This window comes from Pseudoduganella sp. R-32 (assembly GCF_049913245.1).
In the GTDB taxonomy this organism is placed as follows: Bacteria; Pseudomonadota; Gammaproteobacteria; order Burkholderiales; family Burkholderiaceae_D; genus Rugamonas.
Genome location: NZ_CP183987.1, coordinates 770,300 through 783,115, shown reverse-complemented (window position 1 = coordinate 783,115; position 12,816 = coordinate 770,300). Strand labels below are relative to the sequence as shown.

The following is a 12,816-nucleotide window of genomic DNA, read 5'->3' as shown; positions in this document are numbered from 1 at the left end:
TTCAGCGCCAGCCGGCGCCATTTTGCTCAATTTGACTATGACTACTTCAACTCCGACGCCCGAACAGCCGCGCGTGGCCCTGGTGACCGGCGCCGGCCGCCGCCTGGGACGCGAAATCGCGCTGGGACTGGCGCGCGCCGGCTGGGACATCGCCGTCCACTACCGCAACTCGCACGACGAAGCGCGCGAAGTGGCGCAGGCCGTCGCCGCCCTCGGCCGCCGCGCCATCACGCTGCAATGCGACCTGTCTGACGAGGAAGCCGTGCGCGGCCTGCTGCCCGCCGCAGTGAAGGCACTGGAACGGGTCGACTGCGTGGTCAACAACGCGTCCCTGTTCGATTACGACAGCGACCTGAATCTCAGCCACGCCCGGCTCGACGCCCACATGCACGCCAACGTGGCGGCGCCGATCCAGCTGGCGCGCGCGCTGTACGACGCCACGCCGGAAGGCGGCCAGGCCGTGGTTGTGAACCTGCTGGACCAGAAGCTTTATAATCTCAACCCTGATTTCCTGTCCTACACCCTGTCCAAGGCGGCGCTGCAGGCGGCCAACACCATGCTGGCCCAATCGCTGGCGCCGAAGGTCCGGGTGGTGGGCGTGGCGCCGGGCATCACCATGGTATCCGGAGACCAGAGCGAGGAAGGCTTCGCCAAGGCGCACACCCAGACGCCGCTGGGCCGTTCCAGCACTCCCGAGGACATTGCCGCCGCCGTGGTCTATGCGGCAGGCGCGCGTGCGGTGACCGGCACTACCCTGCTGGTCGATGGCGGCCAGCATTTGCTGCCGTCGCCGCGCGATGTAATGTTCCTGGCCAAATAAAGAATTTTCACTTTTAAGGTTTTAGCACCATGCTGTCCGCCCTGATTCACCCGCAACTGCAAGACTGCCGCCGGCTGTTCCTGCGCAACTATGAAGTGCTGATCAATATCGGCGTGCACGATTTCGAGAAGAAAGGCGAGCAGCGCGTACTGATCAACGTTGACCTGTATATCCCGCTGGCCGTGTCCACGCCAAAGGCCGACGAACTGCACGAAGTGGTCGACTACGACTTCATGCGCGAGACCATTGCGCGCCGCATGGCCGAGGGCCACGTGCACCTGCAGGAAACCCTGGTGGACGACGTGGTGCAGGCCATGCTGGCGCATCCAAGCGTGCGCGCCGCCCGTGTGTCGACCATGAAGCCTGACGTCTATCCTGACTGCGAAGGCGTGGGCGTTGAAGTATTCAAGATCAAGGACGCAGCATGAACGCGGTAGTGGACACCAAGGCCGAAGACAAGATCGCCTACGAAAACAACAAGCTGCACAAGCGCCTGTGCCGCCTGGTCGGCCAGGCCATCGGCGACTTCAACATGATTGAAGACGGCGACAAGGTGATGGTGTGCCTGTCCGGCGGAAAGGACTCCTACGCCCTGCTGGACATCCTGATGACGCTGCGCGAACGCGCGCCGATCAACTTCGAGATCGTGGCCGTCAACCTGGACCAGAAGCAGCCGAACTTCCCGGCCGACGTGCTACCGGCCTATCTGGAAAAGCTGGGCGTGCCCTTCCACATCGAGAACCAGGATACCTACTCGATCGTCAAGCGCCTGATCCCGGAAGGCAAAACCACCTGCTCGCTGTGCTCGCGCCTGCGCCGCGGCATCTTGTACCGCGTGGCCGATGAACTGGGCTGCAACAAGATCGCCCTGGGCCACCACCGCGACGACATCCTCGAGACCTTCTTCCTGAACATGTTCTTCGGCGGGAAAATCAAGGGCATGCCGGCCAAGCTGGTGTCGGACGACGGCAAGCACATGGTGATCCGCCCGCTGGCTTATGTGAAGGAAGAAGACACCGAGCGCTACGCCGCGGTGAAGAACTTCCCGATCATCCCTTGCGACCTGTGCGGCTCGCAGGAGAACCTGCAGCGCAAGCAGATCAAGGCCATGCTGCGCGACTGGGAAAAGAAACATCCCGGCCGCGTGGAGAACACCTTCTCCGCCCTGTCGACCGTGGTGCCATCGCACCTGATGGACCGCGAGCTGTTCGGCTTCAAGGACCTGAAAACCGACGGCATCGCCAACCCGCTGGGCGATATCGCTTTCGACGAGGAGCCTTGCTCCACGCCGGCAACCGTGCCCGGCGTGATTCCACTGCAGGCTGGCTAACGCTGCTGGCGAAGGGCGCGCCGCCTGCGCGCCATTTCCAGCACGTCGCGCAGATTCATCCGCAGATGGTCCAGGTTTCCTTCTTGTTTGGCTCACGCAGGCCGGCGCGCTCTTCCAGCTACCGCAACAACTCCTTGAGTCCGAGCGACAAATCGGTATCAACAAAAAATTCAACGGTAGCGAGTTTTCAACAACTGTGCGGTAAAGCGCTTCGACGCGCTGGGCTTCGGCATCGTCCCGCTGTGGCGCGCCATGATGCTGACGACAGAAGTGAAGGGCGATCCCTATTCCCAGCGGATGATCGACGCTATCGTTTCGGCGAAGTAGCCGCCGTTTCAGCACGCGAAAAGGAATACGGCGCGTCGTCGGGAGCCGTGCCGCGCTGCTGGTTCGGCTGCGCCGACATCTCCACATCGAAGGTGGCGCCGCGCAGCAGTTCATCGTGGCCCAGCCAGTTTCGCTGCAGCGCGCGGCCATTCAGCTTCGCGGCGCGGATATAGCGCGTGGCGGCGCCATTGGCCGGTGCGTTGATGCGAATCCGCTTGCCGTTCTCCAGGTGCACGGTGGCGTGCTGGAACAGCGGTGCGCCCACCACGTACTGGCCGACAGCCGGCGTTACAGGATAGAAGCCCAGCGCGGAGAACACATACCAGGCCGAAGTCTGTCCGTTGTCTTCGTCGCCGCAGTAGCCATCCGGCGTCGGCTTGTACATGCGGTTCAGCGTTTCGCGAATCCAGTACTGCGACTTCCACGGTGCGCCGGCAAAGTTGTACAGGTAAAGCATGTGCTGGATCGGCTGGTTGCCGTGCGCGTACTGGCCCATGTTCGCCACCTGCATCTCGCGGATCTCGTGGATCACGGAGCCGTAATAGCTTTCGTCAAACACGGGCGGCATGCTCATCACCGTATCCAGCTTGTTGATGAAGGCTGCGCGGCCGCCCATCAGGTTCACCAGGCCGTCGATGTCGTGAAAGACCGACCAGGTGTAGTGCCAGCTATTTCCTTCGGTGAAGGCATCGCCCCACTTGACCGGGTTGAACGGCGCCTGGAAACTGCCATCCTTGTTACGGCCGCGCATCAGGCCCGTTTCAGGGTCGAACAGCTTCTTGTAGTTCATGGCGCGCTGCGCGTAGACGCCGATCTCCGACTCCGGCTTGCCCAGTGCCTTGCCCAGCTGGTAGATCGCGAAGTCGTCGTAGGCATATTCCAGCGTGCGTGCGGCGTTCTCGTTGATCTTCACGTCGTATGGCACGTAGCCAAGCTCGTTGTAGTACTTCACGCCGGCGCGGCCAACTGCGCTGACCGGCCCTTCATTGTCGGCGCCGTGCTTGAGCGCTTGCCAAAGAGTTTCGATGTCCGGGCTGCGGCTCCCCTTGATCCAGGCATCGGCAACCACCGAGGCGGAGTTGTTGCCGACCATGATGTCGGCGTAGCCGGGACTAGACCACTCGGGCAGCCAGCCGCCTTCACGGTAGGCGTTGGCCAGGCCGGCTTGCATTTCGCGGTTGATCGACGGGTAGACAAGGTTCAGGAAGGGGTACAGGGCGCGGAAGGTGTCCCAGAAGCCGGTGCCGGCAAACAGGTAGCCGGGCAAGACCTTGCCGTTGTAAGGGCTCCAGTGCACCGGCTGGCCGGCGGCATCGATTTCATACATCTTGTTCGGGAACTGCACCATCCGGTACAGGCTCGAATAGAACGTGCGCACCTGGTCGATGCTGCCGCCCTCCACTTCCACCTTGGACAGTACGCGGTTCCATGCCGCCTTGGCGCGTGCGCGCGTAGCGTCGAAATCGTCGTTGGCCAGTTCGCGCTGCAGGTTCAATTCGGCCTGTTCGGGACTGATGAAAGACGAAGCGACCTTCATGTGCACTTGCTCGCCGCGACCGGTCTTGAAGCCCACAATGGCGCCGCTGTGCTGGCTTTCCATTTCGAGCGCGCCTTCCACCAGCTCCTTACCGCGCCACACATCGGTGGAGCTGAACGGCTTGTCGAACACCATCACGAAATACAGGCGGAAACTGGATGGCAGCGGGCCGCGCGCGTAACGGGTGCTGTAGCCAACAATCTTGCGCTGCCCAGGGACGATCTTGACGTAGGAGCCTTTGTCGAAGGCGTCCACCACCACAAAGCTCTTGTCCGATTCAGGAAAAGTGAAGCGGAACTGGGCAGCGCGTTCGGTTGGCGTGAGTTCTGCGGTGACGTTGGCATCCGCCAGGTAGACGCTGTAATAATACGGCTTGGAAACCTCCGCCTTGTGCGAAAATGCGCTGGCGCGGTCGTCTTCCATGAAGCGTTTGCTGCCTGTCACCGGCATCACCGAAAACTGGCCGTAATCATTCATCCATGGCGAGGGCTGGTGCGTCTGTTTCAGCCCGCGCAATTTGTCGGCATCGTACTGGTAGGTCCAGCCATTGCCCATCTTGCCGGTTTGCGGCGTCCACAGGTTCATGCCCCACGGGACTGCGATGGCGGGATAGGTGTTCCCGTTCGACATTTCCGGTTTGCTGGCAGTGCCCATCAGCGGGTTCACCCACTCGACCGGATCGCTGACCTTGCCCACGAATTGTGCGGCTGCCAGCGGCGCGGTGGCCGCCAGCACAAGCGCCAGCCCGGCGCGGAAGATGGTGTTCCTCATTGTTGATATCCCGTTTGGCTATATGGACGGGCGCCGGCTTCGCGGCCCCATTCCTTGTTCGGTCCGGCCTGCATGCGAAATACCAGCTCGCCGCCGGCCATGATGTCTTCATGCCGCAGGAAAGTGCGCGCCAAGGGCTTGCCGTTCAGCGTGACACTGCCGACATAGGGATTGGCCACCGACATCTGCTCCGCGCGGATGGCAAAGCGTTTCCCGTTCGGCAGGTTCAGCGTGGCCTTGTCGACGAAGGGGCGGCCAATCACATACTCGTTGCTGCCCGGCGCCACAGGGTAGAAACCCAATGCGGTAAAGGCGAGCCAGGCGGACATCTGTCCCAGGTCGTCGTTGCCCGCCAGGCCATCGGGCTTGTTATGGTATTGGCTGGCGACGATCTGCGCCAGGCGCGCCTGGGTCTTCCACGGCGCGCCAGCGTAGTTGTACAGGTAGGCCACATGGTGCGATGGTTCGTTGCCGTGGGCGTAATGGCCTATCAGGCCGGAGATGTCTTCCATGTGCGCGTAGACCTTGTCATCGATCTTGGCGTCGAACACCTGGTCGATCTTCGTCTGCAGGCCGGCGTCGCCACCCAGCATGCCGACCAGGCCCGCGTTATCGTGAGGCATATACCAGGAGTACTGCCAGGCGCTGCCCTCCGTGTAATCGCTGCCGAAGTTGGACTGCACCGGGTTGAAGGGCTCGCGGAATTCCCCGGTGGATTTGCGGGCGCGGACAAAGCCGGTTTTGGTGTCGAACACATTGCGGTAGTTCTGCGCGCGCCGGTAGAAGCGCGCGGCCACATCCTTCTTGCCCATCTTCTCGGCCATGCGGGCGATGGTCCAGTCGTCGAAGGCATATTCCACGGTCTTGGAGGCGGCTTCAGGTTCCAGGTCGATTGGCACATAGCCCAGCTTCTTGTAGTGTTCAAGGCCGCCGTACGGGCCATAGTCGGCGCTGGCAACCATCGCGGCCAGCGCTTCGTCGGCATTGATGCCCTTGATGCCCTTCATGTAGGCGTCGGCAATCACCGGCACCGCGTGGTAGCCGATCATGCACCAGGTTTCCAGGCTGTGGAAAGCCCATACCGGCAGGATGCCGTGCGGGCTATGCTGGCGCGATGCGACAAGCGAATTCACGAAGTCGGCATTGCGCTGTTCCGGCTGCACCAGCGTGAGAAGCGGATGCAGGGCGCGGTAGGTGTCCCACAGCGAAAAGGTCGAATGGTAGCGGAAGCCTTTGGCCTGGTGCACCTGGTTGTCCGGGCCGCGATACCTGCCGTCGCGGTCCATGAACAGGCTTGGCGCCAGCATGGCGTGGTACAAGCTTGTATAGACCATGCTCCGCATGTCGGCCGGCGCTTCGATGGCAACGGCGGACAGCGCCTCGCTCCAGGCTGTGCTTGCGCGCTGGCGTTCGGCATCGAAATCCCAGCCCGGCATTTCTTCCAGGTTGGCCAGCGCGCCATCTTCGCTGACGCCGGACAGCGCGACCTTGACCATCAGCGTGCCATCTTCCGGCATGCCGAAATCAAGGGCGGCCACCAGTGCCTTGCCTTCCACCTGCACTTTGTCGGCCGGAGTCTTGCCGGGACCGGCGAAGCCCTTGTATTCAACGCCCTCCTCGCGGTTGAGCAGGGTGTGGCTTGAGACCGGGCGCGAGAGCTTCATGGCGAAGTAGACCTGGCGTCCGGGCGCCCAGCCGCGCGTAATGCGCATGCCGGTGATGGTGGTGCTGTCGCGCAGGCGCAGCGATGACCACAAGTTCTTGCCGGCGTAATCGTAAATGCTCTGGCGCAGGTCGAGGATCAGCTTTGACTGTGCGCCCTTGGCGTAGCGGTAGCGGTGCAGGCCGACGCGTTCGCTGGCGGTCAGTTCGACATCGACCTCGTGATCCTGCAGGCGCACCGCGTAATAGCCCGGTTCCGCGCGCTCATCTTCGTGGCGGAAGCGGGAACGGTAGCCGCTGAACGGTCGCTCGGGGTAGCCCGGCTCAAGCTTGGTTTCGCCGCTGTAGGGCATCAGCAGGATGTCGCCCAGGTCGGAGTGGCCGCTGCCCGAGAAATGCGTATGGGAGAAGCCGAGGATGGAGTTGTCCTCGTAGCGATAGCCCGCCGCCCATGGATAGCTTTGGCGGAAATGACGCACCTGGGTATCCGGGCTCAGTTGCACCATGCCGAACGGGCGGCTGGCGCCGGGGAAGGTGTGGCCGTCGCCGCCCGTGCCGATAAACACGTTGACGGCGGCAGCCGGACTGCCCGTGGGCGCCGCTTGGGCGGCGACGGCCAGCAGTGTTGCAGTAAACAGCGCCACGAAAGGTCGGATACCCATGGTGTCTCCTTTGATGATGCTGCTTTTATACCTTTACCCGATCTTTCCTCGCAATCGAAAGTGACAGAAACGGCGAAGTTTCAGAAAGTTTAGTAAACAAGGCCCGTGCGGTACACCGGATACAGGTTGTAGCGCTCATCCCAGGTGGCGTGGCGGCGGGCGAAGAAATCCAGTCGGGCGCGCGGGTTCTTGGCGAATGCCGCATCGCTTTCCAGCCTGGCCTTGAAGGCGGCTGCCAGTGCCGGATCGGCTGCCAGCATTTCACGGGCAGCCTCCTCGGCCACGTATTCCTCCATGTACTCCTTGCGCTCCAGGTAGTTGTTGAAGAAGCCCCAGGCGGCCAACGAATCTGCGCCTGCCGGTTCCAGCATCGTCATCACCAGCCGCGATTTCGGCTGGGCGATCGGCACGAACAGGGCGCCCCTGCCCACCTCGCGCTGTTCCATCTTCCAGGCGCCTTTCCAGCTTGCGAGCTGGTGGCCTTCGAAAGAGCTTGCTGTCAGCTTGGCTTCGTCGGCGCGGAAGGCTTCCACTGAGACCTTGCCCGGCGCCTGCTCCAGGCGCTTGTAGCTGATGCCATGCACTTTCAGCTTGGGTTCAATCAGTGCAGCTTGCGCAGCAGGGACCAGGTAGCCGCCGGCCGGCGCCTTGGCCATTACATCCGGCACCACTTCGTCGCGCAGCGGCACGGTCCATTTCTGCGGCCGGGATTCATCATATTTCGTCCAGACGCCACCCGAGACGTCGGACGGCGTGCGGGTGTACTCGTAGCCCGGGAAGTCGATCATCTCGGTACGCTCGGTGGTCTTGTAGCTGAGGGGCATGTCGGCCAGCCTGGCGGCGCGCACATCGGCTTCCGCTGCGGCCTTGGCCCAGGCCGCGCCATGCTGCGCGAATTGCTCCATCAGCGAGACAATCGTGTTGCGGGTGACCTTCACGCGGTGCGGGTAATCGCGCCACGAGTGCGTTTCCACCAGCATGGCGAAGCGGTTACGCAGCGGGAAATAGCCGGTCGAGAAGCGCGGCGTGGCCATGCTGTCGACGAAACCGGAATCCGGCTGATCGGTCTTGTCGAAGGAAATGTAGAAGTGGCGCGGGTCGGAGCCCTGCTTGCGCAGGTCGGCCATGACGTTGTCGCGCAGCTCCTTGCCCAGCGGGAGCAGCGCCGTATCGCCGCCGTGCACCGGTTCGACCTGGATCGAGACGTCGGGCTGGAACTTGGCGCCGTCGGTCACGTGCAGGTCGATGTAGGCCAGCGGGTCCCATTCGTTGACCAGCTTGAGCATGGCCTGCATTTCCGGCGCATCGGCCTTCACGTAATCGCGATTGAGGTTGTAGTTCTGCGCGGTGACGCGCCAGCCCATTTCCACCGGGCCGCGCTGGTTGGGGCGGTTGTTCTTGCCGAAGCGTTCATGGCCATCGACGTTGAAGACGGGGATGAACAGCACGACCTGTTTGTCCAGCGCACCGGCGGCGGTCTTGCCGTCCAGTGCCTCACGCAGGGCCAGGAAGCCGGCATCCTTGCCGTCGATCTCGCCGGCGTGGATGCCGCCTTGCACCAGCAACACCGGCAGCTTGCGCTGCCTGGCCGCAGCGGCGGTCAGCGCGCCGGTACGGGAAACGGCCAGCGCCAGCATCGGCCGGCCTTCCGGCGTTTCGCCGAAGGAGAAGCAGCGCACCGCTTTCGGGTAGGCCTTCTGGTAGTCCGCGCACAGTCGCTGCACTTCGTCGTAGCGGCCCGTGGCCTGGTAGCCGGAGCGTTCGGCGACCGTCGAGAGGTCCGGCGCGGCATGCGCCAGCGGGAAGGCGGCAAACAGGGAAAGCAGTACGGCGTTACGAATCATCTCAATGCTCCGGCGGTTGGGTTGGAAACGCCGGAGCATTATAGTGCGCTTCAGTTGCGCAGGTATGGGCGCTCGGGAGCGAACAGCGCCAGGCGCGCAGTCTTGCGCCAGCGGGCAGGCGCGCCGTCGCCTGCCGCCACCACGCCCGCCGCATAGGCCAGCGCACGCGCTTCCATCGGCATTGCGCCCAGCGCCATTTCCGCTTCCTGGTATTTGCCGGCCCCGGAAGCCTCGATGAAGCGGCGCAGGCGCAGCGCATATTCCCCCATCGGCTTCGCCTGGGCCCAGTATGGTTCGGTATCGCGGCCATGGCGCAGCGCCAGTGCCGCTCCTACCAGCAAGGTCACCTGGTCGATACCGTTTGTCATCGGTTCCTCCAGCGCAGCCTGCACCTGGGCGGCAGTGGCGCCATCGGACGCCCCAACCAGCCGGCGCATGCGCGCCGCCCGCCCCGGATCGCCCTTGACCGCGTCCAGCGCCTTGGCCAGCTCGCCGCGCGCGAGGGCGCCGTAAGGATCATTCGCATCGCGCTCGGCCTGCGCCATGGCAGCGACGCGCGAACCTTGGGGCAAGGCGCGGTTCCCGGCCTGGCCATCCAACAGGCGCTGCAAACGTTCCAGTTGCATTTCCAGATCGGCATTCTCGTACGGCAGCTTGCCCTGCACCTTGCGCAGCGGCTCCAGTGCTTCCTCCCAGGCGCCTTGATCCAGCAGGGTGCGCACGTGCAGGTAGGCCAGCCAGGCGTTGCCCGGGAAGCGTGCCCGCGCCGCCGCGATTTCCTCCTTGCTGGCGGACTGCCCGCAACGCAGCGCCAGGTAGAGCCGGTCGCCGTCATCCGGGCGTGCCTTGGCACGCTCGCGCGCGGCCGCACAAATCTCCGGCGACTCGTTGGCAACGCCCTGTTCTGCGCGCCGCAGCTGGACGTTTTCCGGGTCTTCCTTCAGGCGCTGTACCAGCACGTCGCCCGCGCCGTCCTCGTGCGCCATCGTCAGCCAGGCGCGGGTCGATGGAGCCTTGATGTTGTCCCAGCGTGCGTGGGCCAATACCATGGCCTTGCGCTGCGCATCGTCCTTCACGAGCTGCGACAGCGACTCCGGCTCCATGCCCGACGCCGCGGCAAGCACCTTGCGCCATTTCTTGCTCTTGCTGCTGACCGACTCCGGCGGTTCTTCGAACAGCACGTCGGCGTCGGTATCGAACCAGCGCGGTGCGCCAAGCACGGTGTTCTCGTCATTGCCGGGTCCGCCGTAGTGAACGACGCCAGTTGCCATCACAGTGCCGCCGGCGACGTTGTACACCGACTGGTCCGCGCCATCGCGCGCGTGGAAGCTTTCCAGCAGCCGGCCATCCGGCAGGCGGGCTTCGACCGCATGCCCCTCTTCAGGGCTGGCATCGATCGTGATGTGCTGGCCCGGTTCGACCAGCTTCGAATTGCCATCGATCGTGACGCGTACCGCCGTGCCCAGGCCGTTGTACACCATGACGGTCGAAGTGCCGAGCGCCATGCCCATGCCCAGCACGCTGACCACGACGCCGCCCGCAACGGCCAGCCGCGCGCCGCCGGCAAGCCAGCCGTCGGCACGCTGGAACCGCGACCACCAGTCCAGCGAGGTTTGCAGTTTGCGCTCGCTTCCTGCCAGCAGCACGCTGTAGGTCTTGGGGACCTGGCACGCTTGCGGTGCCGCTTCGATCGGCGCGCCGCTGCGCACATGGCTGGCAAGCAGCGTTTCACTGACCAGCATTTGCTCCAGCACCGCGGAGCGCAAGGCGCCCAGCCAGTTGCTCGTATGGGACGTCCAGTTGGCGACAACCTGCAGCCAGTCGTTGATGTTGTCGCGCGAGACAGGCGGCAGCGTGAATTTCTGCAATGCGTCTTGCCAGCTCTCCTTTATGTCCAGCCGTTCCATCAACTGTGGGTCGAGCTGCACAGCGCCGTTGCCGCGATAGATTTCGTCCAGCACCACGTACAGGCCGCAGCAATCGGCGATCAGGCGCTGGATATTGCTCTCGCTCTGGCGCGCCACGGCCGTCACCACGGCGCGGGTGTTCAGCACCAGGCCCCAGGCATCGCGCACGTTGGCGGCGCCATGTTCAGCGTAGTGCAGCACGTCGAGCAGGCTGTCCAGGTAGGCGGGCCAGCCTTCGCCCAGCTTGACCGCCGCCGCATAGTGCCAGGCCCGTACTGTTGCATCATGGCGGCGCAGCTTTTCTTCCAGTTGGGCGATGCGTTCTTCGGTGCGTTGCAGCGCTGCCGGCAGCTGGTTCACCCGGTACTCCTCGCCGCCCAGCTGGACGCGATTGCCCTGTACCTGGGCGTGGCCATTGATCACGGCCGACAATTGCGCGCGCTCCTCCTGCAACTGGCGCAGCTGGCGCACGTCCTCCTTGAGCGAGACCGGATACAGCGCGCTGGCTTCGGCAGCCGGTTGGGCATTACGCGCAGCGCGCAGCTCTGCTGCCTGTGCCGCGTGGCGCGTCAGGGAACGGCCGAAATACACGCCGCAATAGCGGCTCTGGAAATGCTCGCGCCGATATTCCTTTGCCAGGCGTTTCAGGCTTTCTTCCAGCTCGACCGGCTCGGCCTTGCCTTCCTGTCCTTCCAGCAGGTGCGTCGTCATGCGCTGGCGCAGACCCGCGGGATCGTCGAAGAGCGACCAGGCGCTGGACTGGTCGATCGTGGCGGCCAGGTAGCGCCGTTTGGCATTCTCTTCGCGTTCGTGGTTTTGCGGGTGGGTTTGCCACATGCGCGGAGGCTGGCCCAGTTCGGCCTTGAAGACGCGGTGTTGTTCCGGCTGACTTGCCGGCAGCGGCGGCACCTTGCCGTAGTATGGATCGTCCAGGATGCCGGCCATGCGCGCCGTAACATGGTTTTGCACGGCAAAGGCGTCAATGGTGGCGCGGCCCGACCCATATTCACCGAACACGAATCCAACGGTACGCTCCCAGGCGTCGTCCGCCGCGCCCAGTCGGTGCAATGCGTGGACCAAGGCGTCGCTGCCTGTCAGCGACACCGCCACCAGGTCGGCCTGCATTTCCATTTCGCGCGACAGGGCCCTTTGCATCAATACCACCAGGCGGAAGGCTTGCTCCACCAGCGAACGCAGCGACCAGACGATGACCTGAACCACCCAGGCCACCAGGCGCAGGCGAATATCCAGGCGGCCGATGCCTTCGATGACGTCGTCCAGCTTGTCGCGGCGCGCCACCATTTCCTGCACCACTTGCTGCGCCACGTAGGCCCAGCGGCCCACCGCCATCGAACGTTGTGCGAAGTGGCCGAATTCGTGCGCCAGCACCGCACGCAACTCGCCCAGAGGCATGGCGTTCACCAGCGGCAGGCCAATTTCCAGGTTTTTCTTCGAGGGGAAAATCAGGTTGAGCAACGACAGGTCATAGAACACCGCGGCGTTCACGCGATTGGACAGGAAGACGCGGTGCGGGCGCGGCGCGCCGGCCGCATCGGCCAGCTCCATCAGGTAATTGAACAGGCGCGGTTGCTCTTCGCGCTTGATCTCCACCATGCCGGGCGACATCGAGTGACGCACGGCGAAGATGGCCTTCAACATGACGATTGCCAGCAGCACGGCGACGATGGCGGCGCACCAGTTGGCGAAGCCATTTCCGCTATGCTGGCTGGCGTGCACCAGGCGCCAGGCGCTGAACAGGAACCAGCCTGCCAGGCCAAAATACAGCAGCACAAAAACCAGCAGGCCGGCAACGGCCAGGCGCGCGCTGCGCTGGTAGGCGGCGGTGGGACGGGTCAGCTCGGCCAGTACGGCCGACTGCGATGGGGTGGCGGTGTCGATGATGTACTCCATAGAATTATTGCATCCAACGATTCTATGGAGTAACTATTTGATTGT

Annotated in this window: 7 protein-coding genes; 3 read left to right on the top strand and 4 right to left on the bottom strand. The window is 63.7% G+C overall.

The window, feature by feature from the left end; all coding sequences use genetic code 11:
* Positions 1–37 precede the first annotated feature (37 nt).
* From ACN9MU_RS03670 to ttcA, 3 genes are read left to right on the top strand one after another with little or no spacing between them, the layout of a single operon-like run.
* Positions 38–820: an SDR family oxidoreductase gene (locus tag ACN9MU_RS03670; protein WP_426320573.1), complete on the top strand. Its 783-nt coding sequence runs from the start codon at positions 38–40 to the stop codon at positions 818–820.
* A 29-nt stretch (positions 821–849) separates the two neighbouring features.
* Positions 850–1,248 (top strand): dihydroneopterin aldolase, encoded by a 399-nt coding sequence (locus ACN9MU_RS03665; RefSeq protein WP_057265902.1) that lies wholly within the window; start codon positions 850–852, stop codon positions 1,246–1,248.
* Positions 1,245–2,150 (top strand): tRNA 2-thiocytidine(32) synthetase TtcA, encoded by a 906-nt coding sequence (ttcA, locus tag ACN9MU_RS03660; protein ID WP_426167594.1) that lies wholly within the window; start codon positions 1,245–1,247, stop codon positions 2,148–2,150. Before ACN9MU_RS03665 ends, ttcA begins: the two co-directional genes overlap by 4 nt.
* A gap of 307 nt (positions 2,151–2,457) precedes the next feature.
* Here ttcA and ACN9MU_RS03655 read toward each other — a convergent pair whose 3' ends face one another.
* From ACN9MU_RS03655 to ACN9MU_RS03640, 4 genes are all read right to left on the bottom strand, one after another.
* Positions 2,458–4,785, bottom strand: coding sequence for a GH92 family glycosyl hydrolase (locus ACN9MU_RS03655; RefSeq protein ID WP_426320570.1), 2,328 nt, complete (start codon positions 4,783–4,785; stop codon positions 2,458–2,460).
* Positions 4,782–7,109, bottom strand: coding sequence for a GH92 family glycosyl hydrolase (locus ACN9MU_RS03650; protein ID WP_426344178.1), 2,328 nt, complete (start codon positions 7,107–7,109; stop codon positions 4,782–4,784). Before ACN9MU_RS03650 ends, ACN9MU_RS03655 begins: the two co-directional genes overlap by 4 nt.
* A gap of 89 nt (positions 7,110–7,198) precedes the next feature.
* The gene (locus ACN9MU_RS03645; RefSeq protein WP_426320566.1) at positions 7,199–8,953 is read right to left on the bottom strand and encodes a M14 family metallopeptidase; all 1,755 of its coding nucleotides are present in this window, start codon (positions 8,951–8,953) and stop codon (positions 7,199–7,201) included.
* A 50-nt stretch (positions 8,954–9,003) separates the two neighbouring features.
* On the bottom strand, positions 9,004–12,771 hold the full coding sequence (locus tag ACN9MU_RS03640) for a M48 family metallopeptidase (protein ID WP_426344177.1): 3,768 nt from the start codon (positions 12,769–12,771) through the stop codon (positions 9,004–9,006).
* Between the last annotated feature and the right edge of the window lie 45 nt (positions 12,772–12,816).